We start from the raw sequence: 26635 nt of genomic DNA on the forward strand, positions 1-26635 counted from the left end.
AACAGGAACCTGTTCAGCTCGAATGAGCGCCGGGTTCGGCAGATAAAAAGAGTTCGTCACAGACTTCGGCAATAATCCGCACAATCAGCCGGCAGTCTGCTTCGTCAAAGGTCAGGGGCAGGCGCATGTCGCACATGGTGGCCAGCACCCGCTCGGTTTGCGGCAATGATGGCGCCTCACCCAGGTAGCGCCAGCTGTCGAAACGGCTGGTATAGCCTTTGGGATCCGCATCGCCGAACCACTTCAGCGGCACGCCGCGCGTGTCGCAGCGCTTAAGAAAGCGCTGAATGTCGGCTTCGTTCTGATTCGGCAGGGCAAACTGAATCGAGCTGGCGACAAACTCTTCGGCTTCGGGACGTTCCGGCAAGCGAATGCAGGGGATTTGTTTCAGGCCTGCTTCGGTTATCCGGTACAGCTCATTCCAGCGCCGGCACTGCTTATCCAGATTGGCCAGCTGCGGGCGCAGAATGGCGGCGCGCAGGTTGTCCATGCGACCACTGTAGTTGGGTGTTTCAAAGCGAATACGTGCAAAGGTTTCCTTTGGCGGCGCCGCCAGATGCCGCTCATACAGCATGTAGGAGCCGGAATAGATGATGGCCCGGGCCATGACCTCGTCGTCGTCGGTGGTCAGAAAACCGCCTTCGCCGGAGTTCATGTGCTTGTAGGTCTGGGTACTGAAACAGCCCACCTGGCCAAAGCTGCCGCTCTTTTTTCCGTTCCAGCTGGCGCCCATGGTGTGAGCGCAGTCTTCGATCACAACCACGTCATGACGATTGCAGATGGCCATCAGTCGGTCCATGTCGGCCAGGTGGCCGCGCATGTGGGACAGCAGCAAATAATGCACGTCAGCGGCGGTGGCCTTGCTCTCGAGGTCGTCCAGATCGATGGTGAAATCGTCGGTGGTTTCCACAAACACCGGTACGCCGCCGGCGTTGTGAATAGCACCGGGCACCGGCGCCAGGGTAAAGGCATTACACAATACCTTGTCGCCCGGGTTAACGCCCACTGCGCGCATGGCCACATGCAGGGCATAACCGCCCGAGGCGCAGGCCAGACAGTAGCGGCTGCCCTGATAGTCGGCAAATTCCTTTTCCAGTAGCTCGGTTTCCGTGGGCTCGCAGGCGGCGGAATTGTAGCGGTGTAGACGCCCGCTGCGCATCACTTCCAAGGCCCGCTCAATGCCCGCATCGGGAATGGCTTCCTGCTGGGTGAAAGACTTGTTGAAGGTGGTCATAACTTCTCCCAAAGGCAGGTGAGCGCACCTGCCTGTGTCATTCAGCAATAACGTTTCTGATCGTAAACGTGGAAATCCCACTCGGTTTCGGGGAAGTACTTGCGCAGGCGCCAGTCACAGGCGCGGGCGTGGCCTTCCATGCCTTCGGTGCGGGAAATGCGGGAGCCGGCGGCGCTGAACACCAGGTTGGCGTCTTCGCTCAGCTCCTGATAGGTCAGCACCTTCATGAACTTCTGCACGTTCAGGCCACCGCTGTAGCGGGCCGCCTTCTTGGTGGGCAGAATGTGGTTGGTGCCGGAGCACTTGTCGCCGTGAGAGACGGTGCTGCCTTCGCCCAGGAACAGGGAACCGTAGTTGTTGAGGTTGGCTTTCCACCATTCCAGATCCTCTGCGAGTACCTGCAGGTGCTCGCAGGCCCACTCGTCACTGACTTTGGCCACTTCTTCCCGGCTGTCGCCGAGGATTACCACACCGTGATCGCGCCAGGCCGCCTCGCACACATCGGCATTGGGCATGTCGGCAATCACATGAGGCATGATTTCCAGCACTTTCTCGCCCAGCTCACGGCTGTCGGTAAACAGCCATACCGGGGAGTTGGGGCCGTGCTCGGCCTGGGACACCAGATCCACGGCAATGGTCATGGGATCGGCGTTGTGGTCGGCAATAATGGCCGACTCGGTTGGGCCGGCAAAGACGTCGATACCCACTTCGCCAAACAGCATACGCTTGGCTTCCGCCACATAAGCATTGCCTGGACCGACCAGAATGTCGGCAGTGCGGTTGGTAAACAGGCCATAGGCCATGGTGGCGATGGCGTGCACGCCGCCCATTTCCAGGATTACATCGGCACCGGCCACGTGCATGGCGTAGGCCACAGCGGGGTTGATGCTGTCGCCCCGCGGCGGTGAACAAGCCACGATAAAGGGCACGCCGGCGGCCTTAGCTGTGGCCACGCTCATCAGTGCCGAGGCGGCGTGGGCGTAGCGGCCACCGGGTACGTAACAGCCGGCACACTGCACAGGCAGTACCTGCTGACCCAGGCGCACGCCTTCTTCGGTTTCGATTTCAAAGGAAGTCAGGCTGTCGCGCTGGGCCTCGGCGAAGCGCTTGATTTGGCGATGGGCAAAGTCAATATCGTCCTTGACCTGCTGGGGCACCTGCTCGATCAGAGCCAGCTTTTTCTGCTCCGACAGCACGAAGTCACCCTGCCAGTTATCAAACTGTCTGGCGTATTCACGGACGGCGGTTTCACCGTTGCGACGAATATTGGCCAGCATTTCCTTGACCACGCCCTGAATGCGCTCATCTTCCTGTGCGACTTCGTTTTCCGCCGCCGCTCTCTTGAGATATTCCATGGTATGTCACCTGTAAAATTAAACGCGCCAACTGGCTGACAACAGCATCTGTTGGGGAACGGCCGTTTCCGGCCGTTCGGGTAAATCAGTCGTACTTGGTGAAACCAAAGGCATCACGGTAGCCGAACAGCGCCTGGGCGCCACCGGTGTGCAGGAACACCACGTTTTCATCCTTTTTAAAGTGACCCTTTCGGATCAGATCGATCAGACCGGCTCCGCCTTTGCCGGAGTAAACCGGGTCCAGCAGGATTCCTTCGTGGCGGGCAAATAGTTCGATGGCCTCCAGGGTGCTGGGAGCGGGAATGCCGTAGCCTTCACCCACGTAGTCGCAGTTGGCCACCACGTCTTCGCGTTTGACCGCACCGGGAATGCCCAGCTTTTCGGCGGTGCGTTCGGCCAGACGGAACACGTTGGCTTCCTGTTGCTCCCGGGGAACACGAACGCCGATGCCCAGCACCGGAATACCGCTGTTGCTGCCGGACAGGCCGGTCACCAAGCCGGCCTGGGTGCCGGCGGAGCCGGTGGCGTGAACTACGTGATCAATGCGCAGACCGGTGTCGTTGGCCTGGCCCAGCAGTTCCAGAGCACAGTTCACATAGCCCAGGGCTCCGATTTCGTTGGAACCGCCACCGGGTACGATGTAGGGCTTTTTGCCGGCGGCCTTCAGCTCGCTGGCCAGCTCTTCCATGGCTGCGTTCATGTCGGTGCCGCCCGGATACTTGCGCAGCATGCCGCCGAACAGCTGGTCGAGCATGACGTTGCCGTTGTAGTTGTAGTCAACGTCGGCGGAGCCGGTGCGGTCTTCCAGCAGAATGTGGCACTCCATACCCAGTTTGGTGGCTATGGCCACGGTCTGGCGGGCATGATTGGATTGGGTGGCACCCTGAGTGATGATGGTATCGGCGCCCTGTTCAAGAGCATCAGCCATCAGAAATTCCAGTTTGCGGGTCTTGTTGCCGCCGCCGGCGAGGCCGGTGCAATCATCACGCTTGATCCACAGGTTCGGACCATCCAGCAGCTTGGTCAGTTGATGCATCGGCTCCAGCGGAGTGGCCAGGTGAGCAAAATGCAGACGGGGATAACGAGCTAGATGCATTTTAACATTCCTCTTCGTTTTGAACATGTGAAGTACATTTGGTTAACAACTGCATAATGAAAGAAGCGCCGTTGCACGACCAATGCTATATTGGCTTCGCCCTTGGTTACTTTTGGGCATAGGGCCAAAGAGAGATTGTAAGGAATTGTTTTTAATGGAATTAAAGTGGTTGAAGGACTTTGTGGCTCTGAATGAACACGGCAGCTTTTCCAAAGCAGCCGAGGCTCGTTTTGTTACCCAGCCCGCATTCAGCCGGCGTATTCGCTCGCTGGAAAACTGGCTGGGAGTGGCATTGGTGGATCGGGACAAACACCCGACTTCCCTGACCGCCAGCGGACTGGCGTTTGTGGAGGAAGCCAAGCGCATGATCAATGATACCTATCGGGTACGTAAGCGGTTGCAAGGTCAGGAAACCCAGAAAAGCCTGGTGTTTTTTGCTCAGCATTCACCGGCAGTGTCGTTTTTCCCTCACTGGATCCGCACCCTGGAACCCTTGGTGGGCAACACTCTGGTCAAGCTCAGCACGGGTAATCTGCATGATCTTACCGAGTCCTTTATGGCAGGTATGGGTGACTTTCTGCTCAGCTTTTCTTCCGCCGGTGACATGGGACAGCTATCACGTAATGACACCACCTGTATTCAGGTCGGCACCGACCGGCTGGTACCGGTATCGGCGCTGACGCCGGAAGGCACTCCGGTATTTTCGGTGAACGGCCGAACCCCGCTTAAATTACTGGCTTATCCAGACGACTCCTACCTGGGAGGGCTGGTGAAAGAACTCTGCCTGAACAAGCTGCCGCCGGATTTTCAATACACCATAGTGTGTGAAAACGCCCTGGCGGAAGGACTCAAGGCTATGGCGCTACAGGGATATGGTGTGGCATGGCTACCTTGTGGGTTGATTCAGAATGAGCTGGCCCAGGGCCAGCTCACCGTGTTACATGAAGACTTTCATACTGTGGACTTGCGTATTTTGTTGTATCGTTTCCGGCACACGGTAAAGCCGGAGGTGGATATGTTCTGGCAGTACTTGCTGGAGCTGTACAACCTTAGTTATACCGAGCAGTTTCCACCGTTGCGCTCAGTATTCTGAAAATTTTCAGGGAGCGGGTAAGGCCCGCACCGCTTCGATCAGGTTACCGGGCAGGCCGGCGGCAGGATACGGCACCGGGCCGGTATACCAGGGTTTGCAGGGGGTGTTCAGAGGCGGCTGGTGAAGCCGGAGGGTCGGTGCATGCCAGTCGCCCCGCAGGAGAATGGCCAGCTCTCTGCAGCCTTTATCGTTAATCACCCCCAGGTTGAGGTTCATTGTTCCGTCAGCGCCCGCGCTGCCCCGCAGTGCGATCAGGTGACGTACGCTTTGCACTGCGCTGTTATTTAGCAGCCACTGTCCGTGTTGTACCGGTCCCTGTAACTCCAGCCGGTAGAAGAAGCCATCCTGTTGCATTAAATCCCATGCTGCCAGTGCGCTATCCACCTGTCTTGGCTCGGTATAGTCTTCACCCAGACGGTTGCGCAGCCAGGGATCCAGCCCTGCCTGTTCGACAAAAATATCCTGTCCTTGCAGCTTGAGGTCGCCCTGCCAGCTGGCGGAGTCGGAGGGCTCGCCGGTGAGGCGGGCGGTGACATTCAGCTCGCCGGCAAAGCCCTGGCCGGCCCGCAGCCAGTTGCTGAGGTGGCGTAATTGCCAGCGTTCACCACTGAGCTCAAGCCGGGTATGGTGAGGAGCATAAAGATTCATGCTGCCGCTGAGTGTGGCTTTACCGTCTAGCCAGTCGCCGTCGAGGCGGTCGATCAGCAGTTGCTCGTCGGTAAGACGGGCGTTGAGATGGGCAGAACGTGCTATCAGGCTGTTCCAGACCAGCTCGCTGACGCTGCCCTCCAGCCGGGCCTGCTCGCTTAAGGGGCGCCACAGGCCTGCCGACCAGGCCATATCGGTGATAAACAGGGCTCCGTCAAAGATGGACAATGGCAGCGCATCATCCATCGACAATAACTCGGTGCGGCTCAGGTTCAGTTTGTGAATGCGCACTTCTGGCACCGTCCAGCGGATATCCGGTTGCCACACCAGTTTGTTGCCGCTCATCTGCAGTTCGTTAATATCCAGCCGGCCCTGATCGGGGTACCATTCCAGCTCTGCCTCTATACTGCCTTCCCATGCCTGGCCGCTAAGGTTGATGCCCTGGCGCTCGCTGTCGCCCAGCCATTGCAGCCGGTGGCGATCCAGCCGCAGCCAGTCGAGGGTGGCTTCGTCCGCCTGCCAGCTACCCCGGCCATCGGGCAAACCTGAGCCGCTCCACTCAAGGTCACGCAACTCGCCTTTTATTCCGTTGATATTGAGCCGGGAAGTGCTCAGGCTGACGTTATCAAGGCTGGCCCGGTTCAGCAGCAGTCGCCAGCCTTCGGGCAGAACGGGGGCATCGGCCAGTTGCAGTTTTATCTGGCTGAACTGTGGCTGTTCAAGCTGCACTTCACGGCGGGACGGATCCAGCACCAGGCTGCCGCTGAACAGGCCGCCAAACAGCCGGCTGCGTACGTCATTCAGTTCCAGCCGGTTTTGCCGCAGCTGACCACTAAAGTCCAGTCCCGAGAGCTCCAGTGCAGGATGAGACAGCTGTCGGGCCCGGCCGTTCAGGCTGGCCCCGGCCCACCATTGCCACTGTCCATTCCGGCGGGGCTGCCAATCCGTGATGGCCAGTGTGATGCCGCCGGCTTCCCAGCCTGTTCCGGTCAGGCTGAGATTTTGAATGTTCAGCTCAGCAATGCGGATATCGGCCAGGTTTGCCGGCAGTGCAGGCGCCTGCGCATGTTCAAGGTCGAGTTTGCCGTCAATCACATCGAGAATGGCGACCTGAGTGCGGCCGGCCAGCGGGGCGAGTTGCTCCAGTTCAAGGTAGACTTGCCGGGCGCTGAACCAGTCACCCAGGCGTACGTCTTCTGCCAGCAGCTTGTAAGGCGAAAGCGGGTTGAATTCGAGCCGGCCCACGCTGAGGTCCAGCTCAGTGTTTTCATTCAGCCAGCTCAGCACCGGCTTTTTCAGCTGATTGATATCCAGCAAATTCAGCAGCAACCAGCCGCCGAGCAATACTATCAGCAGCCCCGTCAACCCTCTTCTGGCCAGCTTTTTCATGAAACTATCCTTCGCCCTGCGGGCAGCTGTAAGCTTTCAGCCGTAAGCGCTCAGCCTAAAAAGGCCCATTCGGAAAATGCGTTCTGCTGTTAGCCTGGTTGTTCTTGTCGCCGACAGCTTACCGCTTAAGGCGTTGTTTTCTCAAACTTTACCGTAATGATTCCGGGTGCCGAGCCAGCGGCGGATCAGCGGGTCAATGCAGGCAGGGTGGCGGTCGGCGAGGTAGCGAGCCAGCCTTTGTACCTCGGGCAGCAGTGACTGATCCCGCACCAGGTCTGCAATTTTCAGGTCTGCCAGGCCGGTTTGGCGAGTACCCAGCAGCTCGCCCGGGCCGCGAATCTCCAGATCTTTCTGGGCGATCACAAAGCCATCGTTGGTGTCACGTAGTACACCCAGCCGCTGGGTTGCGGTTTTTGACAGCGGGGCGTGATAGAGCAGTACACAGTGCGAGGCGGTGGCACCCCGGCCTACCCGGCCGCGCAGCTGATGCAGCTGGGCCAGGCCCAGGCGCTCCGGGTTTTCAATGATCATCAGCGAGGCATTGGGGACGTCTACGCCCACTTCAATCACGGTGGTGGCCACCAGCAGGTCCAGTTTGCCGTCCTTGAAGTCGGCCATCACCGCCTGTTTCTCTGCCGCTTTCATACGACCGTGCACCAGCCCGGTTCCCAGCTCCGGCAACCGGGCCGAGAGGGCGGCGGCAGTCTCTTCTGCCGCCTGGCACTCCAGCACGTCCGACTCATCGATCAGAGTACACACCCAGTAGGCCTGACGGCCCTGTTCTCGGCATACCTGGCGTACCCGTTCAATGACTTCGTCACGGCGGGTGTCGGGAATGGCGACCGTTGTGACCGGGGTCCGTCCCGGAGGCAGTTCATCGATAACTGAGGTGTCGAGATCGGCATAGGCGGTCATCGCGAGGGTGCGGGGAATGGGCGTGGCCGTCATGATCAGCTGGTGCGGATAGTATTCTCCCTGAGCGCCTTTTTCTCTCAGGGCCAGGCGCTGGTGTACACCAAACCGGTGTTGTTCATCGATGATAACCAGCTCCAGGGCGTTGAACTGTACCTGCTCCTGAAACAGGGCATGGGTGCCGACGATCATCGCCAGCTCGCCGCTGGCAAGCCGCTCCAGCTGCTCGGCCCGGGCTTTACCCTTGACCTTGCCAGCCAGCCAGCCGACCTGAATGCCCAGTGGTGCCAGCCAGGCGGCAAAGTTGGCGGCGTGTTGCTCCGCCAGTAGTTCGGTGGGGGCCATCAGTGCCACCTGGCCCTGGTTTCCGATTACCTGCAGCGCCGCCAGCGCCGCCACCAGGGTTTTGCCCGAACCCACATCTCCTTGCACAAGCCGCATCATGGGCACGTTTTTTTGCAAATCGGCACCGATCTCCGCCACCACCCGTTGCTGGGCACCGGTGGGGGAAAACGGCAGCCGGGCCAGGAAGTCGTGTATCAGCACATCGGCTGTGGGCAGGGCTCTTGCCCGGTGTGACTGGCCCTGTTCGCGTACCTGCAGTACCGACAGGTTGTGGGCCAGCAGCTCTTCCATCACCAGCCTTTGCTGGGCCGGATGGTGGCCGCGCTCGAGCTGATCCAGGGCGACATCGGCAGGGGGGCGGTGAAGCAGGTGCACGGCGTCGTTCAGTGACAGCTGCTGCTGATAAAGACCAGCAGGAAGCAGTTCGGCTAATGGTGTCTGTTCCAGCAAAGCCAGCGCCTGCTCGGTAAGCTGGCGCAGGCTGATCTGACGCAGGCCTTCGGTGGTGCCGTACACCGGGGTCAGGCTGGCCTCGGTGCTGATAGGATTGTCACCCTGCAGCAGGGTGTATTCCGGATGAATAATCTCGAGACCGTGATGGCCGGGGCGGATCTCGCCAAAGGCCCGCACCCGGGTACCGGCAGTCAGGCTGTTTTTCTGGGCGGCGGCAAAGTTGAAGAAACGCAGGGTCAGCGTGCCGCTGTTATCCCGCAGCCGGCACAACAGCATGCGCTTGCGGCCATAGCTGATATGGCTGTCGACCACTTCACCGACCACGGAAACATGCATGCCCGGCCGGAGTTCGGCCACGTTGCAGATCTGGGTGCGGTCTTCGTAACGTAACGGCAGATGAAACAGCAGATCCTGCACCGTTTCCAGCCCCAGCCGGTGCAGCTTTTCCTGCATTTTTTCACCCACACCCTTGAGCAGGTTAAGGGGCATTTTATCCGGTTTCATGGTGGCCCTTTACTGTAAATACATACAGAGAATAGCAACAAGAGCGGGAAGCTGAAAGTGCAAAGGCGGACCTTGACCAAAGCGGCTTCTAGCTTCAGAGCAGTCGCTTCAGTAGCACATTGGCCTGGGTGCGCTGTACCCGTTTCAGCAGCCGTTGCACCGGCTCCGGGTAGTCGCTGAGCTGCTCGATTTCGGTAAAGTGAGTCAGCCGCCGGCAGTGTTGCAGAATATTGGCTTTTTCGTCGTTAAAGGTGGTTTGCAGTTGGCGCTCGGGATCCTGCAGCAACAGGCCGTTCTCCAGATCCAGCCCCCAGGCTCTGGGGTTGAGGTTATTGCCGGTGATCATAGCCAGGTCGTCATCCACAAACAGCCCCTTAAGGTGATAGGAGTTATGGTCGTGGCACCAGAGCATGATGTTGAGCTTGTCCTGATAGATGAAGGTCTGGTTGGTCCGGGCAAAGCGGCGAAGATTGGCTTCATACAGGTAGGGTAGTCCGCCTATGGTACGAAAGGGCTGGTCGGGCGGAATATAAAAATCGTTGGCGGTCTTGTCACCGATCACCAAGGTGACCTCCCGGCCTTTTTTGAGCTGGGCGCGGATATCCCGGGCCAGGGACTTGGGCAGGTTAAAGTAGGGTGTGCAGATAAACAGCCGTTCCTGGGTGCCGCGTACCATGGTACGAATGGCCTGGTTGAGCTTGTTGCCGCGTTTACCCAGGCCCGCCAGTGGTGTGACAGAGACCTCGCCGGCCTGACGAGGTTGCTGTTCAAACTGATACTGCCCCCGGCGCAGCTGCTGACGAAACTGGCGAATGGCCTGGCGTAACCGGCGGGCGGTGGGAATATCGGGCTGATTCAGTGCCGGCACCGCCGGGTTGTGGGCAAACAACCGGTCAATATAGTCGAGCATGGCACCGGCAAGGCCGGCATGAGTAATTTCATGGTAGCGATCAAAGCGGTAGCGGCCGTTCTGATGCAGATAGATGTCGTTGATGCTGGCACCGGAATAAAGCAGGGTGTCATCAAATATAAACCCTTTCAGGTGCAGCACACCCAGCAGCTCCCGGCCTTTGACCGGAACACCATAAATGGTAACAGGGTGCTCGTACCGTTCAGCAAATTCCTGATACATGCAGTGATTGCCACCCTGGCCCTTCTGGCCGATAAGCCCCCGCTGAGCCCGGTGAAAGTCGACATAGAGGCGTACATCCAGCGCCGGATTGGCCTGTTTGGCTTCGTACAGGGCGGTCAGAATTTCCCGACCGGCATCATCGTCCTGAAGATAGAGTGCTACCAGGCAGATGCGTTGTTGTGCTGTGGCAATCAGTTCCAGCAGACGTGATTTAAAATCGGCTGCGGAGTGCAGCACGCGCACGTGATCGGCATTCACCGACAGGGCGGGCAAACGCTGCAGCAGATTTCGGTAATAGTTGGCTAGTCGCATAATGAACCTGATTAATGACATTGCCGTTTAAGACCATACTCAAACGACAAGATTCGGTGCAGTTTACCGAATTAGGGCAAAGAGCAGCAAACTCCGTGAAAGCTGAATACGCGCAATGCGAAACGACAGCAATGGCTGCGCTACACCGGCACACGCTGTGCGAGCCGGTTGCGGTACCTCTGCTGTCGTTTCGTTTATTCCAGCCTGCAGGTTTCTGCCGGCCTTAAAGCGGCCGGGTTGCCTGCTCCAGCCAGGTGAGATCGTCGCCGCTCAGCAGTGGGCTGATTTTTTCCCAGACATTGGCGTGGTAGCTGTTCAGCCAGTCTATGTGTCTGTGCTCAAGCCAGCTGGTATCGATCAGGCGGTGATCAAAGGGCACCCAGGTCAGGTTTTCAAACCCGAAGACCGGAATGTCGCCGTCGGTTTCAGCAGGCTGTACCACCTCCAGATTTTCACAGCGGATGCCAAAGGCGTTTTCCCGGTAATAACCGGGCTCGTTGGAGACAATCATGCCGGTGGCCAGCGCTACTGCACTGCCCTTGGGGGAAATGCGTTGAGGCCCCTCGTGCACGCTCAGGTAGTGGCCCACCCCGTGGCCGGTGCCGTGATCAAAGTTGTAGCCTTGTTGCCACAGTGGCAGGCGAGCCAGCACATCCAGCTGCACACCGCCGGTGCCGGCAGGAAAACGGGCACAGGCCAGATCGATATGGCCACGCAGTACCAGGGTGAACAGCTTGCGCATTTCGTTATCCGGTTCGCCCACTGCCACGGTTCGGGTGATATCGGTGGTGCCGTCCAGATACTGGCCACCGGAGTCCACCAGATAGATGGCATCCTGGCCCAGTGTACGCGGGGTGCCGTTGCCGTGGTGGTAGTGGCACATGGCGGCGTTGGGGCCCAAGGCCGAAATGGTGGCGAAGCTGGGTTCTACAAACTCGGGGTTTTCTGCCCGCAGCGCCTGTAATTTATCTGCCAGAGTTCCTTCATCTTCCAGTTGCGGCTCCGGCTGGCTGAGGCGGCGATCCAGCCAGGCCAGGAATCGGCTGACGGCGACACCGTCGCGCAGATGGGCGGCCCGGCTGCCCTGCACTTCCACCGGGTTTTTGCAGGCCTTGGGCAGCATGCAGGGGTCGTCGGCAAACACCAGCCTGGCCCCGGCCTGCTCCAGTATCAGGCTGCTCCAGGCGTTGGCTGTGGCCGGATCCAGCTGCACTCTGGCACCGTTCTGGCCCAGCTCCCGCAGGGCGCTTTCCAGAGCGTCAAAGGGGGACAGACTGACGTTGTGACCACTGTGAGCCGCCAGGTCCAGTCCTTCAAATTTAGCGGGGTCGGCAAACAGCTGAACGCTGCCGTCGTTATGCAGCAGGGCAAAGCTCAGCACAACCGGCAGGCAGGGAATATCACGACCCCGGATATTCAGCAGCCAGTTGATGGGCTCGGCCTGAGTCAGCAACTGCGCATCAATATGATCGGCGGCAAGCTGTCCGGCAATGCGGTTGCGTTTGGCTTCGCTGTGCTGGCCACTGTATTCCTGACTGAGCAGCAGTGCCGGGTGAGCTTCCGGGGCGGGTCTGTGGTGCCAGTGCCGGTCGATGGGGTTGGTAGTGACCGGAACCAGCTCCAGCCCTTTGGCCGCCAGTTTCTTCTGGGCGGCATCAAACCACCCGCGGCTGTGCAGACGCGGGTCAAAACCGACCCGAGCTCCGCTGCTCAGTTCATCCAGCACATAGTTGAGTGCCGGCTGTTCAATCAGGTGGCGATACTCAAACAGTGCGGCCTCGCACTGATGGCGCACCTGCACCGTGTAGCGGCCATCCACAAAGACTGCCGCCTTGCCGGCCAGAACCACGGCCGCACCGGCGGAACCGGAAAAACCGGTGAGCCAGTGCAGTCGTTCGGCATAGGGCGGAATATATTCGCCCAGGTGCTCGTCGTCATGGGGCACGACAAAGGCGTCCAGTTGCTGGTGCTGCATGTCATCGCGAACATTCGCAAGGCGTTGGGCATGGGTCATGATGATTCCTTAACGGGTGTTGAGCAGGTGCTTAATGGAATGGCCTGCCGATTCGATATGCTGGCGCAGCAGGGCGGCGGCCTCAAACTTGCGTCGCTGACGGCACAGCTGCAGCAGTTGCATGTGTTCCCGCTCGGCGGTAATGATGCCCTGTTGTGAGTGCAGTAGCTCTACCTGAATATAGCGGTCACAACTCAGGTTTATCTGATCGACCAGTGCCAGCGTGCGCGGGCGGTTGGCCGGACCATAAAGCGTGGTGTGAAAGCGGCGGTTCAGCTCGCTCCAGCGCTCGATCTGATCGCCGCTTTCGAGGATCTGGTCGAACTCCGCGAGAATGGCTTCGGCTTCACTGAGGTGCTGTTCGGTCAGGTGCTCAAATGCCTGAAACAGCAGCTCGCTTTCCAGCATGGCGCGCAGATAAAACAGCTCGTCAATGGCTGCGGCATCCAGTTCGGTTACCACGGCCCCACGATGGGCTTCAAACTTGACCAGTCCCTGGGCTTCCAGTTGCATCAGGGCTTCGCGTACCGGCACTCGGCTGACATTCAGCTCCTGGGCCAGGGTGTCCTGACGCAAGGGAGCTCCGGCCTTGAACTCGCCTTTAAGAATGCGCGCCCGAAGTGTTTCTACCACCGACTGGGTCAGGGTTTTATAGGGGGCTCGGCTCATTAAAAATCGTATACGTTTTTGGTTTTACTCACTCTACTCCGCCTCTGTATTGTTGGCAAACCGGCGGCGGGGCTGCCATTGCTGGATCAGCAAAGCCGTGACAATCATCACCAGTCCGGCCAGGGTTGCGGGGTAAATCTGTTCACCCACCAACAGGCGCAGCAGCAGCAGTGATGCGAATGGCGAAATAAAAATCAGATTGGAGATGCGGGCAGTGTTTTCAGCGTAACGCAGGGCCAGCAGCCACATCACAAAGGCAAAGCCCATTTCAAACAGGCCGACATAAATCGCACCGACCCAGCCTTGCCAGGCATCAAGCGCAAAGTCCGACAACCAGGCGGTAGCCAGCACAATGACCGGCAGCCCGAGCAAAAAGCTCAGGGTCAGGGTTACCAGTGGATCGGCCTGGTTGCGGGCATTGAGAATCCAGTAGCCGGCCCAGAGCAGGGTGGACGCCAGTGCCAGAGTCACACCCAGCGGGCTGTCAAAGTTCAGGCTGAAGATGTCACCCTTGGTGGCAATGACCATGGCACCCAGATAGCCAAGTGCTATGGCAATCCAGTCCTGACGGCGAATGCTCTGGCCGAGAAAGGGGACGGCCAGCAGGGTGAGGGTAATGGCCCAGGTATAATTCAGGGTTTGGGCCTGCTGCGCCGGCAACAGATCATAGGCCTGAAACAGTACCAGATAGTAGAGCGCCGGGTTGAGCAGCCCCAGCAGGGTGTAGTAGCCTGGGCGTTGCTTAAAGGTGGGCAGCAGCAGGTGCAGTTTACCCTGGCGAGCCAGCAGGCCCAGTAACAGTAGCAGCGAGCTGAAGGTGGCCACCAGCAGCAGTTGGGCCGGCTCAAAATAATTGAGGGAAAGTTTGAAAGCACTGGCCACGGTAGACCAGCAGGCCACTGCTCCCAACCCATAAAGATAGGCTTTTTTCTGATTCTTCATATGGTTACCCTGTGCGTTAAGAGAGGCAGTGTAGGCAGACGACTGGCCATGGGCAAGGCGTGTAGTCACAGCTCGTCAAAAGGGCGTCGTTTTTCTTTTTCCAGTATCAGTTCCTCCAGGGTCATAATGCGCTGCTGCATCCGGCGCTGTTCGGTTTCCAGTTCTGCGATCCGGTTTTCCAGTACGGTCTGGGCCCGGTTGTGGCTGAGTAGCAGCACCAGGCCGATGCCCAGTGCCAGTAATATCCATAACAGCATCTCGTTCCCTCCGTTGATGGCACCGCCCTTACAGCATGGCTCAAAAACCGGAAAGTCAGAGCCTGCTGAGGTGTCGGTGGCATGGCATACATAGGTTGATATGTAGGCAGGATGGCGTGTGCCAACGAAATAAAAAGGGCTGCGTTATGCAGCCCTCGGTTTATCAGAAATGAGCTTATTGCTCGGGTAACGCCTTGGGGGCCTGACTTTCGTCAAACTCCGGCAGCGGACGATGGCGTGATGCCAGGAAGGTGTAGATAACCGGCAGCACGAACAGGGTGAACAGGGTACCGATACTCAGGCCTGACACAATCACGATGCCCATACCAAAGCGCGAGAAGGCACCGGCACCCGTGGCAAACAGCAGCGGGATAAGGCCGGCCACCATGGCGGCAGTGGTCATCAGAATGGCGCGCAGACGAATGCGGGCCGCCACTCTAATGGCCTCGGTACGATCCCGGCCCCGGTGCAACTGCTCTTCTTTGGCCACCTCACACATCAGAATACCGTGTTTGGTGATGATGCCCACCAGGGTGATCAGTCCCACCTGGGTATAGATGTTCATGGTGGCCAGCCCCCATGCCAGTGCCACCAGTGCACCGGAAATGGCCAGCGGCACCGACACCATGATCACCAGCGGGTCCCGCACACTTTCAAACTGGGATGCCAGCACCAGGAAGATAATGAACAGCGCCAGCAGGAAGGTCATGTACAGCGCATTACCTTCGGTCACGAACTGGCGGGCGGCCCCCAGATAATCGTGGTTATAGCCGCCGGGCAACTGGGCCGTGACATCCTGCTCAAGGAAGCTGATGGCATCACCCATGGATACACCCGGCGTGAGTACGGCACCAATGGTGGCCGAGTTCAGCTGATTGTAGTGGGGCAGAGCGCGGGGCTTGGCTTCCATAGTAATGGAGACCAGGTTGGCCAGAGGCACCATGTCGCCGTTGTGGGCACGAACATAGTAGTCCTTGATGGAATCAGGGTTGAGCCGGTCGGCCCGGGCCACCTGAGGAATTACCTCGTAGCTGCGGCCATCCAGATCCACCCGGTTAACGTAGCCATCACTCATCATGGTGGACAGCGTCATGGCAATGTCCTGCATGGTCACGCCATAGGCACCGGCCTTGTCCCGGTTCACCTTGATGTTCATGGTGCCCGAGTCAAAGGCCAGATCCAGCTCGCTGTATACGAACAATGGGCTCTGGCTAACTTTTTTCAGTACTTCGGCGGCCACTTCATACAGGCTTTCAAAGTTGTTGGGGGTGGTCAGTACATATTGCACCGGCAGGCCACTGGATGCACCGGGCAGCTCGGGGAATTCAAAGGCACTGATGGCCATCGCTGGAATGGCCTGCAAGGGCGGGGTCAGCCGCTCTATCACTGCTTTCTGGGCGTCACGCTCACTCCAGGGCTTGAGCACGGCAACCGCCAGACCCTGGTTGGCGTTGGGCACACCGGCAATGGTCAGGGAGGTGGACAGGGCATCGTCTCCGTTAAGCACCTTTACCGCGGAGTGCATATTGTTCTCGATGTAGTCGAGGTTGGCGGTGCTGGGTGCCTTGGCCATCATCAGAAAGGCGCCTTTATCCTCACTCGGTGCCAGTTCACTGGGAATAAAGCCGAACAACACCGGCATCGAGCCGAACACCAGCACTGCGAAGGCGATGACCACCGGGCGCTTGGCCAGCACGGCATCCAGCATGCGGGCATAGCTGTTGGTGAGGCGATTCAGGGTGTTTTCTACCCCCTGCTCAAAGCGGTTGGGGCTATCGTGAGGCTTGAGCAGCTTGGAGCACATCATGGGCGACAGAGTCAGCGCCACTATGCCGGAGATAAATACGGCACCGGCCAGGGTGAGGGCGAACTCCTTGAACAGGGAGCCGGTAATTCCACTCATCAGTGCGATGGGAGCGTATACCGCCGCCAGCGTGATGGTCATGGTGATAACCGGCACGGCAATTTCCCGGGTCCCGAGAATGGCGGCACGGTAAGGTGGCTCACCGGCCTTGATATGCCGGTCCACGTTTTCTACTACCACGATGGCGTCATCCACCACCAGGCCAATGGCCAGTACCATGGCCAGCAGTGTCATCAGGTTGATACTGAAGCCAAAGGCACTCATCAGCATGGCCACGCCGATCAGTGACAACGGAATGGTGATAATAGGGATCACTACTGCCCGCAGTGAGCCCAGGAACAGGGTGATTACCACCACTACGATCAACGACGCCTCAAGGATGGTTTTTACCACCTCAAAAATAGACTCGTTGATGGCATCGGTGGAGTCATACAACAGTTCCATCTTGATGGTGTCGGGCATGTTGCGCTCGAGGTCAGGCAACATATTGCGCACATTCTCGGCCACGGTCAGCGGGTTGGCCGAGGGGGTAGGGTCGACACCGATGATCACCGCCGGCTGACCATCGGCCAGGGCGCGGACTACATCGTGGCTTTTCTCCAGTGATACATTGGCCACATCACGCAGACGCACTACGGCATCGTTCCGGGTCGCGACGACCAGAGACTCCAGCTCTTCAGCGGTTTCCACCTGAGTGTTGATATTACTGTTGTAGAGCATGTAATAGCCGGTGGACTGACCGGCAGCAGCCTGGTAGTTGTTGGACTGCAGTACTGACAGCACTTCGGCTGCCGTCAGTTGCTGAGCCGCCAGGCGCAGCGGATCAATCCAGATACGCAGGGCAAATTTGGCACCGCCGAACAGGTTGATTTTGGCTACCCCGTCTACCGAGTAGAACTGAGGCCGTACCACCCGCTCCAGATAGTCGTTAATCTGAGGCGAGTTCAGCTGCTCACTGCTGAAGGAGATATACATGATGGAGGTGGAAGCCCCCGTGGTCATCTCCAGGCTGGGATCTTCTGCTTCCCGGGGCAACTGTGAGCGCACCGAGTTAACCCGTGCCAGTATGTCTGACAGAGCCGCATTGGGGTCGGTGTTCAGCTTCATCTGCACTGTAATGGTGGAATTACCGGTGCTGCTCGATGATGTCATGAAATCGATGTTGTCGGCCTGAGCGATGGCCTGTTCCAGCGGCTGAGTAATAAAGCCCTGGATCAGGTCAGCACTGGCTCCGTAATAGCCTGTGCTGACGGTAATGACGGTGTTGGTCATTTCCGGGTATTCACGCACTTGCATTTTCTGCAGGGCCTGAAGGCCCAGCAGCACGATCAGCAGGCTGATCGAGACGGCCAGCACTGGCCGCTTTATGAAGATATCGGTAAAACGCATGGAATTCTCCGCTTACAGCAGGGGGGCCGATTCGGGAGTGTCGAGCGCGTTGCTCTCCACCGGCTTGACCCGACTGCCGTTAGACAGACGCACCTGGCCCGAGGTTACGATGGTTTCACCGGCTTCCAGGCCCTTTATCACCCGGGCGTAGTCGGCTTCACGTTCGGCTATTTCCACGACCCGCTGGCTGGCTACCTGCACGGTCTCGCCATCATCTGTCTGCTCTTCCTTCACGACATAGACGGTCTGGCCGTACAGGGTGAAGTTAATGGCATGCTGGGGTACCAGGATCTGAGCAGGTTTAACCGGCAACTGAACGTCCAATTTGGCAAACATGCCTGAGCGCAGCTTGCCGTCCTGATTAGGGATGCTGGCCTGTACCTGTACCACGCCCGATTCCGGATTAATTTGCGGTTCAATGGCGGTGATTTCACCTTCAAAGGGCGTATCCGGATAAGCATCCACCAGGATGTTCAGAGCCTGGCCTACCTTGATGTCGGCAAGACGGGTCTGGGGAATGGTAAAACGAATACGGAACTGGCTGATATCTTCCAGCCGGGCAATATCGGTGCCGGCATTCAGGTACTGGCCCAGGAAGGCATTTCGAATACCCATGACACCTTCAAAAGGCGCACGGATGGTCCGCCGCTCGATGGTGGCTCTGAGCGAGTCAATCTGACCCTGCAGCTCCCGGTAGTTGGCATTGGCTTCATCCAGCTGGCCCTGTGAGACTGAGCCACGTTTGAACAGCTGACGCATACGCTCCAGGTTAGCCCGCACCGCCGGCAACCGACCTTCGGCACTGCGCAGATTAGCCTTTTCTACATCGGCATCCAGCTCCAGCAGCACTTCCCCGGCCTTGACCGGCTGGCCGGATTCAAAGTGAATGGTGCGAACAATACCGGCAGATTCATTGCTGACATTGATCCCCTGGATGGGCTCGATAAAGCCGATGGCGGCAATGCGCGGCGTCCAGTCAACCGGTGTTATCTCGGACACGGTGACCGGGAAACTGGGTACTGGCTGATTGGCAAAATACTGGGCCATCATGTTTTGTTTAAACAGGTTAAAGCCAATGACGCTGCCGAAGATAAGAATCACCAGCAGCAGCATGGACAGGGTCCATTTTTTCATCGAAGTCACTCCCGCGACATGGTTGTTAGCGTTTTAAAATAGAATTCCAGGCGGCATCCATAAGTTCATCAAGAATGGCATCATTCAGCTGAATGCAGCCCCGGGTGTGTCTTTGGGTCAGCAGCATCAGACTTTCCATGGCCAGAAAGCCCAGCAGGTCCGATGGCAAATCCCGGAACAGGCCGGTCTCGCGCCCGCGTTCAAAAAATTCGAATACGGGTTTGAAGTAGCGCTCATCCATGCACTTTTCCTCTTCCCGGGTGAACAGGGGAGAGGCTTCATACTGTACCCGGTAAAGCAGACAATCGGCATTACTTAACAGGTAGTGCAGGCAGTTTTGCCATAACACACGAAACTGCTCAAAGCAGGGGTTTTGCGTGTCGACGCCTTCCAGCAGAGCCAGAGACACCTCCTGCAACCGCTCTTCGTGCACACAACGCAGCAAGCTTTCTTTATCTTTGAAGTAGCGATAAATGGTGCCGGCGGCGACTTCGGCCTCTTTCGCTACCTGCTGCATTGACATGCCCTGAAAGCCTTTGTGGGCGATCAAGTGTTCCGCCGCATTCAGGATGCGTTCGCGTTTGTTTGTCATGTCTTGCTCATCTTTATCTGAATCCAGAGTGAATGAACGTTCATTCCTCGGTGGTGATTCTAGGGATTTGTCGGCTCAAGTCAATTGCCGGCAGCAACTCCTTTGTTTACTTTAGTTAAAAAAACCACCGTTTTGATGACAAAAGCGTCAGGTGAGTGTGATTGGTAAAAAAGTGCTGGACAGGGGCAGGGCGGACGCTTAGTATTCGCTGCGTCCAAATGTAGAGCGCCCGTAGCTCAGCTGGATAGAGCGCTGCCCTCCGGAGGCAGAGGTCACAGGTTCGAATCCTGTCGGGCGCGCCATTCGGTATTGGACAACGTAATATTGGTGACCGTAGCTCAGTTGGTAGAGTCCCGGATTGTGATTCCGGTTGTCGCGGGTTCGAGCCCCGTCGGTCACCCCAGTTTCAGGCTGAGGCCTGGAAGCAGTAAACATGCGAGGGTGGCGGAATTGGTAGACGCGCTAGCTTCAGGTGTTAGTGTCCTTCGGACGTGGGGGTTCAAGTCCCCCCCTTCGCACCACTGCTTCGAATAGTTTCCGGCGTTTAGCGCAGCCTGGTAGCGCATCTGGTTTGGGACCAGAGGGTCGCAGGTTCGAATCCTGCAACGCCGACCAAAATTAACCGACACGAATGTGTCGGTTTTTTTATGCTCGAAATTCGTGACTGGCCGGACAGAAGTATTCTGATGGCTTTTAGTCAGGCTGCTATGTCTTCTCAGATCTAACCCTGTCGAGCCGACCCCAGCGTCGGGTTTCTTTGTCACCGGATCTCTGTGACCAAGGTCTTTTGTTGTTCTCTTATGCTGTGATTCTGACCCTGTCTGGCTTTATCACTGTGGTTTTTATTTGTTTTTAAGATATTAGGAGCAGGTTTCTCTTTAAGAATGAAGGGGAATTGAAGCTACGTATTAAAAATAAAAAATATGATTTTTAGTTGAAATGTGAGGTCACGTGCTTTTATTCGGTAAACTAGTTTATTGTACCGGTGACAACAGGAATGCGCGATTATTTTTAGATAGGGGGCTTCTCGGTAAAATTTTTATTCCAACAAATAAAATAACCATGGGCTAATTGGGTGGTGAGGTTTCTCATGAGTATTTCAGTTGTTATAAATCTCGATATTTAAAATTTTCATGTGAAGGTTTATGTGTTTTTCTTAATGGTATATTGAACTTAAAAATCAAACAAATAGTAATCAATTCATTTCACATTTAAGTATGTTTTTGTATACAAATGTTTATTATTTTGTGTTTTATTTTTTAAGTTCAGCATTTACAGTAACTTATTTCTTATCTGGTTGATTGCAGTTGCTGGATGAGTCACATCGTTTTACATAGGGTTTTCCATCAGGTGGAATTGATTTCTAAAAAAATGTTGAGTGTTGGTTAACTAATGGTTGATAATGATGATGAGGCCGGCCAAGCCAGTTCATATGAGTCTTCGTTGGAAAGTGCTACTGCTGGCCTTGAAGAAAACGCCCTTGGCGTAAATGGACTTAATCAGTTGTTGTAAAAAGGGAAGAGGCCATGAATCCCATGTCTAAAACCAATGAATGTTCTTCTGCCACCACAGTAGAAAAGAAAAAAGCATTCGAGATGCCACATATTTATGTCATCTTGTTTATATTCAGCGCCATTGCGGCTGTTCTGACTTATATTGTACCTGCCGGACAGTATGATCGTATTCCCGGTCCAAATGGTCGTACTACTATTGATCCCAACTCTTATCAGGTAGTTGAATCCACACCGGTAGGGCCGGTCGACTTTATGCTCGCCATTCCCAAAGGACTGATGGATGCGGGTACCGTTGTGTTCTTCACCTTTATTATCGGTGGCATGTTCATGGTGCTGCGGCGGACCGGCATCATCGAAATTGGCGTAGACAAGCTGACACGGCGGTTTGCCAATAATACGATTGTTATCGTCCCGGTGTTGATGACCACCTTTGCGGTGATTGCCACCCTGATCGGTACGCAGGAACTGGCATTGGTTTATGTCCCGGTTATCCTGCCCCTGATGCTGGCCCTTCGCTTTGACTCTATGACGGCAGCAGCGGTGGCGTTGTGTGCGACCACCGCCGGTTTTACGGCTGGTGTACTTAATCCTATAAATACCGGACTGGGCCAGCAGCTGGCCGATCTGCCGGTGTATTCAGGCATGGGACTACGTGTACTGGCATTTGCTGCCATTCTGCTGACCGGCATTTTTTACGTCACTCGCTATGCCCTTAAAGTTAAAAACAATCCTGCCCTGAGCCTGATGGAAGGGGATGCCAAGGAGCAGGAAAAGCGCAAGCGCTATCAACACGCTGATGATGAAGGTGCCCTGGCCGCCACAAGTCGTCAGAAGTGGGCATCTCTTGCTGCCTTTGGCTTCTTTGCCACTCTGGTCTGGGGCGTGATGACGCAAGGGTGGTTCATGATGGAAATGGCGGGCCTGTTTATCATCATGGGGGTCGTAGTCGGTTTGATTGCGGGTTTGAAGACGTCAGACATTTGCGACGGGTTCAACGAAGGTTTTCGTGACGTTCTGGTCGGAGCCATGATCTGCGGTATTGCCCGTGCAGTGGCAGTTGTACTGGAAGAAGGCCAGATCATGGATACGCTGGTGTACGGGTTGGGTAACCTGGTGGGTGAATTCCCGGCCATTCTGTCTGCCATCGGTATGTACCTGGCCCAGCTTGGCTTTAACTTTGTGGTTCCATCGGGCAGTGGCCAGGCACTGGTAACCATGCCGATTATGGCCCCACTGGCGGATCTGGTGGGTGTGACGCGTCAGACTGCGGTACTGGCCTATCAGCTGGGTGACGGTATCGGCAACATTCTGTATCCGACGTCCGGTTACTTTATGGCGACGCTGGCCCTGGCGGGGGTAAGCTGGAACAAGTGGGTGAAGTTCTTCCTGCCGCTGTTCAGCACCTGGGTGGCCATCTCTATGGGTTTCCTGATCTTTGCCCAGTTCACTCAATGGAACGGCTAACTGACAGAAAATAATATGAAGTTTGTAAAGAGCCTCCTTGGGAGGCTCTTTTTTTGGTAGTAGGGTGGCGAGCAAGACAGCCCTGCTTACCAGGCAGCGGCGGTTCCATCGGCACGGGGTTCGGTGCCAGCCAGCAGGGTTCCGTGAGTGGTGTCGCGCAGAATGATCTGACCACGGCCAAAGGTCAGCGAATCGGCATTGATCGTGACTTTGTGCCCTTGCTGTTGCAACGACTCGAGTAGCTGCGGCGGAAAACCGGCTTCGACCTCGACATGCCGTGCCGAAGTCCATTTCCACCTCGGCGCATCCAGCACAGCCTGCGGATTGAGCCCGTCGTCCAGCATGCCTGTGATTAGTTGTACATGCCCTTGTGGCTGCATATAACCGCCCATCATGCCGAAGGGGCCGACGGCGTGCCCCTGGTGAGTGATAAAGCCTGGAATAATGGTGTGATAGGGGCGTTTGCCCGGCTGCAGGCAATTGACGTGGCCGGGGTTGAGGGAAAAGCCGCTGCCCCGATTCTGCAGGCTGATACCGGTGCCCGGCACCACGATGCCCGAGCCAAATCCGTGAAAGTTGCTTTGAATAAAGGACACCATGTTGCCTTCCTCGTCCGCCGTGGCCAGGTAGACGGTCCCTCCCTGAGCCGGTTGGCCCGGTGCGGGAAGTATGGCCCGAGTGCCGATTTGGTGACTGCGGGCACGGGCGTATTCTGGGGAGAGTAACTGTTCGGGGCTGACTCGCATGTTGCCGGGTTCGGTCAGGTAGTGCAGCCCATCCGCATAGGCCAGTTTGGTTGCTTCTATGCGTTGGTGCAGCCGGGCTGCTGCATCCTTGGCCGGCTCCAGCTCCTTCAGTATGTTCAGGGCCATGAGGGCTATCATCCCGGAGCCGTTGGGGGGCAACTCCCAGATGTCGTATCCCCGGTAATTGACGTGAATGGGATCTACCCATTCCGGCTGGAAGGAGGCCAGATCGGAACGGCGCAGCAGGCCGCCCTGATCCAGGGCGTGTTGTTCCATACGTGCGGCCAGATCCCCCTCATAAAAATCCCGGGCATCGCTGTCGGCAATCGCTTGCAGAGTGTGCGCATGGCCCTTCGATCTCCACAGGGCACCCACATCGGGGGGGGAGCCAGCGGGACAAAAGGTATCGAACCAGGGGCGAAATAGCCCGCCTTTATCCTTCCGGTAGCGGCTGGCGGCGGCCTGCCACAGTTGCTGCACCGTCGGAGTGACGGCAAATCCATCTCGGGCAATGTCGATGGCGGGGATGAGTAGTTGCTTAAACGGCAGTCGACCAAAGCGCCGGGACAGCGCTGCCCAAGCTGCAGGGGCACCGGGCACGGTAACAGGAAGCCAACCGTGCAACGGTATCTCTTGATGCCCTCGGGAGCGAATGGCCTCCATGGTCATTGCCTGGGGTGAGGGGCCGCTGGCGTTCAGTCCGTACAGGTGGCTCTTGGTCCAGATCAGGGCAAAAGCGTCACCGCCGATGCCGTTGGAAGTCGGCTCGACCACGGTAAGGGTGGCAGCGGTGGCGATGGCCGCATCGATGGCATTGCCTCCCTGCTTGAGTATATCGAGTCCCACTTGCGCCGCTAACGTCTGAGAGGTGGCGATCATCCCTCGGCGGCCACAGGTAATGGTGCGCCGTGAGGAGTGAGGGTAGTGCAGCAGATCGTGATGCATCGGTTTATTCCCATGCCGGAAAGTACATGCATGATACGTCCACTGTTGAATTGTTCGCCACCGGCAGGGGATGTAAGTGGGGCTGTGGTCAGGTTTTTGGGTTGTATGGATCTCTCTGCGCGAGTGAAGGAAGAGTGCATATGCTACGGGGTGGGGCAATTCGGGCATATCGTGCATACCGGGAAAGACCATAAGGCCACTTTTTACCCGGATTCGGCGGGACTTAACCGGCGACAAACAATACAATGAGCCTTTGTCTTCAAGTATTGCTCAGGTTTTTCATGATCGAGCCAAGCACAAACCAAAAAACAAAAACCGGTAAGTCGGCCGGTGCTACTCAGGTACAGTCACTGTCCCGTGCTTTGCTGCTGTTGGAGCGGCTGGCCGCTTCCGATATGGGCATGTCGCTCACCGATGTTGCCGGCAGCCTGGGGCTGGCACCGTCCACCACCCATCGCCTGCTTAACAGTCTGCGCAGCCATGACTTTGTCGATCTGGATGAAACCCAGGGGCTGTGGAGTATCGGGGTTAATGCCTTTTCCATCGGCAATGCCTATCTGAAAAAACGTGACTTTATTGCTCAGGCCCGGCCGCATATGAAACGCTTGGTGGCTGAAACCGGTGAAACCTCCAATCTGGCCATTCTGGAGCAGGGCAGCGTGGTCTACGTGGGCCAGGTGGAATCCCCCCAGACCATGCGTATGGTGGTCTCCCTGGGCAGTCGCTCACCGGTGCATGCATCCGGTGTGGGCAAGGCGCTGCTGTCGGCGATGCCTATGAAGGACACGCTGGAGCTGGTGCGCAAGGGGGGGATGAAGTCCTATACCGAACACACCATCATTAATCCCAGCCAGTTTGAACAGGAGCTGGTAAAAATTGCCCGGCAGGGCTATTCCCTTGATGACGAAGAGCAGTTTGAGGGCCTGCGCTGCATTGCCGCCAATATTTATAACGAATACGGCGAGGCGGTGGCTGCTATCTCCATTTCCGGTCCGGCGGTACGGGTGAAGTGGGAGCGTATTCCCCAGCTCAGCGCCCTGGTGATGGACGCCGCAAAGGAAGTTACCCAGGCTATCGGCGGGAAAGCGCCCAGAGCCTGAGGCTGAGGTGTGGGAGGTTTCGTCACTCCTGCGAAGGCGAGAGTCCATGCCTGCAGAATCGACGTTGTCTGCTCTGGGTTCCCGCCTTCGCGGGAATGACGGAAAAGCGCGGGAATGACGGGAAAACAGGAATGATCGCAAAGAGCGAAAATGGCTGAAAGAAGCGAGGATGACGAGCGAGCGCATTTCCCGGCCATGACGTATACCCACAAAAAAGGCCAGTCTTTCGACTGGCCTTTTACATGAGCGGATTAAGCTCAGAAGCTCAGCGGGCGGTCGCCCTGCTCGTCCTTGATGCGGGTCGGCAGACCCATCTCGTTGAGCAGGTTGATGAAGGGCTTGGGATCCAGCTCTTCAATGTTGGCCATTTTCTTCACGTCCCACTCGCCGGTGGCGATCAGCATGGCGGCGGCCACCGGCGGTACACCGGCGGTATAGGAAATGCCCTGGCTGCCCACCTCGGCATAGGCATCGGCGTGGTCGGCCACGTTGTAGATGAACACTTCCTTGTCCTTGCCGTCCTTCTTGCCTTTCACCTGATCACCGATGCAGGTCTTGCCGGTGTAGTCCGGGGCCAGGGAAGACGGATCGGGCAGTACGGCCTTGACCACTTTCAGCGGTACCACTTCCAGGCCTTCGGCGGTTTTTACCGGCTGCTCGGACAGCAGACCCAGGTTTTTCAGCACGGTGAACACATTGATGTAGTGCTCGCCAAAGCCCATCCAGAAACGTACGTTGGGTACGCCCAGGTTCTGGGACAGAGAGTGCACCTCATCGTGACCGGTCATGTAGCTGGTCTGCATGCCCACTACCGGCAGGTCGTCGGTACGCTTGTGCTCGAACATCTGGTTCTGCACCCACTCGCTGTTCTGCCAGGACCAGACGCGGCCGGTGAACTCACGGAAGTTGATTTCCGGATCGAAGTTGGTGGCAAAGTAACGACCGTGGCTGCCGGCGTTGATGTCGATGATGTCGATGGAATCGACGGTATCGAAGTACTCGTTCACGGCCACGGCCGCGTAGGCGTTTACCACGCCCGGATCAAAGCCGGCACCGAGAATGGCGGTGATGCCTTTCTCTTCACAGATGGCCTTGCGCTTCCACTCGTAGTTGGCGTACCAGGGCGGGTTTTCGCAGATTTTGGTCGGATCTTCGTGAATGGCAGTATCGAGATAGGCGGCACCGCTCTCGATACAGGCCTGCAGCACCGACATATTGATGAAAGCCGATCCGACATTGATCACCAGTTGCGACTGTGTTTTGTCAATCAACGCCTTGGTGGCTTCGATATCGAGCGCATCCAGGGCATGGGCTTGCAATTCACCGGCAACCTTAAGGCTGCCCTTTTCCCGCACGCTGTCGACGATTTGCTGGCACTTGGCGACAGTGCGTGAGGCGATGTGAATGTTACCCAGAACATCATTATGTTGCGCACATTTGTGGGCAACAACCTGGGCGACACCACCGGCACCAATAATCAGAACGTTTTTCTTCATTTTTTTCCTCTAGAGCCTCCTTGAAAGGCTGCGTTG

The 26635-nt window shown here is 57.1% G+C and carries 18 protein-coding genes and 4 tRNA genes; 7 read left to right on the plus strand and 15 right to left on the minus strand.

The genetic code is table 11. The features are described 5' to 3' along the window. Positions 1-13: 13 nt before the first annotated feature. The 3 genes from B6S09_RS09445 to cuyA form a co-directional block, all read right to left on the minus strand. Positions 14-1234: a DegT/DnrJ/EryC1/StrS family aminotransferase gene (locus B6S09_RS09445; protein ID WP_094278255.1), complete on the minus strand. Its 1221-nt coding sequence runs from the start codon at positions 1232-1234 to the stop codon at positions 14-16. Between the two features lie 41 nt (positions 1235-1275). Continuing rightward, positions 1276-2589, minus strand: a complete 1314-nt coding sequence (gene hisD, locus B6S09_RS09450; RefSeq protein WP_094278256.1) for a histidinol dehydrogenase — start codon at positions 2587-2589, stop codon at positions 1276-1278. Positions 2590-2674: 85 nt separating this feature from the next. Next, positions 2675-3685, minus strand: a complete 1011-nt coding sequence (gene cuyA / locus B6S09_RS09455; protein ID WP_094278257.1) for a D-cysteate sulfo-lyase — start codon at positions 3683-3685, stop codon at positions 2675-2677. Positions 3686-3839: 154 nt separating this feature from the next. On the opposite strand from cuyA, the gene B6S09_RS09460 reads away from it, so the two are divergent. Further along, a complete protein-coding gene (locus B6S09_RS09460) occupies positions 3840-4778 on the plus strand; it encodes a LysR family transcriptional regulator (RefSeq protein ID WP_094278258.1) in 939 nt (312 codons plus the stop codon). A gap of 6 nt (positions 4779-4784) precedes the next feature. Here the strand turns inward: B6S09_RS09460 and B6S09_RS09465 are convergent, their stop codons facing one another. The 10 genes from B6S09_RS09465 to B6S09_RS09510 all read right to left on the minus strand — a co-directional run bounded on the left by B6S09_RS09465 (position 4785) and on the right by B6S09_RS09510 (position 19334). Continuing rightward, on the minus strand, positions 4785-6815 hold the full coding sequence (locus tag B6S09_RS09465; protein WP_094278259.1) for an AsmA family protein: 2031 nt from the start codon (positions 6813-6815) through the stop codon (positions 4785-4787). Positions 6816-6956: 141 nt separating this feature from the next. After that, complete coding sequence (gene recG / locus B6S09_RS09470) at positions 6957-9029, minus strand: ATP-dependent DNA helicase RecG (RefSeq protein ID WP_094278260.1); 2073 nt, start codon at positions 9027-9029, stop codon at positions 6957-6959. 94 nt (positions 9030-9123) lie between these two features. Next, positions 9124-10473: a CDP-diacylglycerol--serine O-phosphatidyltransferase gene (pssA, locus tag B6S09_RS09475; RefSeq protein WP_094278261.1), complete on the minus strand. Its 1350-nt coding sequence runs from the start codon at positions 10471-10473 to the stop codon at positions 9124-9126. A 223-nt stretch (positions 10474-10696) separates the two neighbouring features. After that, a complete protein-coding gene (locus B6S09_RS09480; RefSeq protein ID WP_094278262.1) occupies positions 10697-12487 on the minus strand; it encodes an aminopeptidase P family protein in 1791 nt (596 codons plus the stop codon). 9 nt (positions 12488-12496) lie between these two features. After that, a complete protein-coding gene (locus B6S09_RS09485; protein WP_094278263.1) occupies positions 12497-13156 on the minus strand; it encodes a GntR family transcriptional regulator in 660 nt (219 codons plus the stop codon). 33 nt (positions 13157-13189) lie between these two features. Further along, positions 13190-14098, minus strand: coding sequence for a DMT family transporter (locus tag B6S09_RS09490; protein ID WP_094278264.1), 909 nt, complete (start codon positions 14096-14098; stop codon positions 13190-13192). 65 nt (positions 14099-14163) lie between these two features. Beyond that, positions 14164-14355: a hypothetical protein gene (locus B6S09_RS09495; RefSeq protein ID WP_094278265.1), complete on the minus strand. Its 192-nt coding sequence runs from the start codon at positions 14353-14355 to the stop codon at positions 14164-14166. Positions 14356-14530: 175 nt separating this feature from the next. Beyond that, positions 14531-17608: a multidrug efflux RND transporter permease subunit gene (locus tag B6S09_RS09500; RefSeq protein WP_094278266.1), complete on the minus strand. Its 3078-nt coding sequence runs from the start codon at positions 17606-17608 to the stop codon at positions 14531-14533. A gap of 12 nt (positions 17609-17620) precedes the next feature. Beyond that, positions 17621-18742, minus strand: coding sequence for an efflux RND transporter periplasmic adaptor subunit (locus B6S09_RS09505; RefSeq protein ID WP_094278267.1), 1122 nt, complete (start codon positions 18740-18742; stop codon positions 17621-17623). A gap of 25 nt (positions 18743-18767) precedes the next feature. Then, a complete protein-coding gene (locus B6S09_RS09510; protein ID WP_094278268.1) occupies positions 18768-19334 on the minus strand; it encodes a TetR/AcrR family transcriptional regulator in 567 nt (188 codons plus the stop codon). A gap of 225 nt (positions 19335-19559) precedes the next feature. Here B6S09_RS09510 and B6S09_RS09515 point away from each other — a divergent pair. The 5 genes from B6S09_RS09515 (at position 19560) to B6S09_RS09535 (ending at position 22312) form a co-directional block, all read left to right on the plus strand. Next, positions 19560-19636, plus strand: a tRNA-Arg gene (locus B6S09_RS09515). 25 nt (positions 19637-19661) lie between these two features. Beyond that, positions 19662-19737, plus strand: a tRNA-His gene (locus tag B6S09_RS09520). A gap of 32 nt (positions 19738-19769) precedes the next feature. Then, positions 19770-19855 (plus strand) — tRNA-Leu (locus B6S09_RS09525). 17 nt (positions 19856-19872) lie between these two features. Continuing rightward, positions 19873-19949 (plus strand) — tRNA-Pro (locus B6S09_RS09530). 911 nt (positions 19950-20860) lie between these two features. Next, on the plus strand, positions 20861-22312 hold the full coding sequence (locus B6S09_RS09535) for a YfcC family protein (RefSeq protein ID WP_243832824.1): 1452 nt from the start codon (positions 20861-20863) through the stop codon (positions 22310-22312). An 86-nt stretch (positions 22313-22398) separates the two neighbouring features. Here B6S09_RS09535 and B6S09_RS09540 read toward each other — a convergent pair whose 3' ends face one another. Then, the gene (locus tag B6S09_RS09540) at positions 22399-24003 is read right to left on the minus strand and encodes a gamma-glutamyltransferase family protein (RefSeq protein WP_094278269.1); all 1605 of its coding nucleotides are present in this window, start codon (positions 24001-24003) and stop codon (positions 22399-22401) included. Positions 24004-24284: 281 nt separating this feature from the next. Here B6S09_RS09540 and B6S09_RS09545 point away from each other — a divergent pair, with 281 nt between their 5' ends. After that, complete coding sequence (locus B6S09_RS09545; protein ID WP_134113981.1) at positions 24285-25103, plus strand: IclR family transcriptional regulator; 819 nt, start codon at positions 24285-24287, stop codon at positions 25101-25103. 257 nt (positions 25104-25360) lie between these two features. Here B6S09_RS09545 and B6S09_RS09550 read toward each other — a convergent pair whose 3' ends face one another. Beyond that, entirely contained in the window at positions 25361-26599 is a 1239-nt protein-coding gene (locus B6S09_RS09550; RefSeq protein WP_094278271.1) for a saccharopine dehydrogenase family protein, read from the minus strand. Positions 26600-26635: the final 36 nt, after the last annotated feature.

It is taken from the genome of Oceanimonas baumannii, assembly GCF_002245495.1.
GTDB lineage: Bacteria > Pseudomonadota > Gammaproteobacteria > Enterobacterales > Aeromonadaceae > Oceanimonas > Oceanimonas baumannii.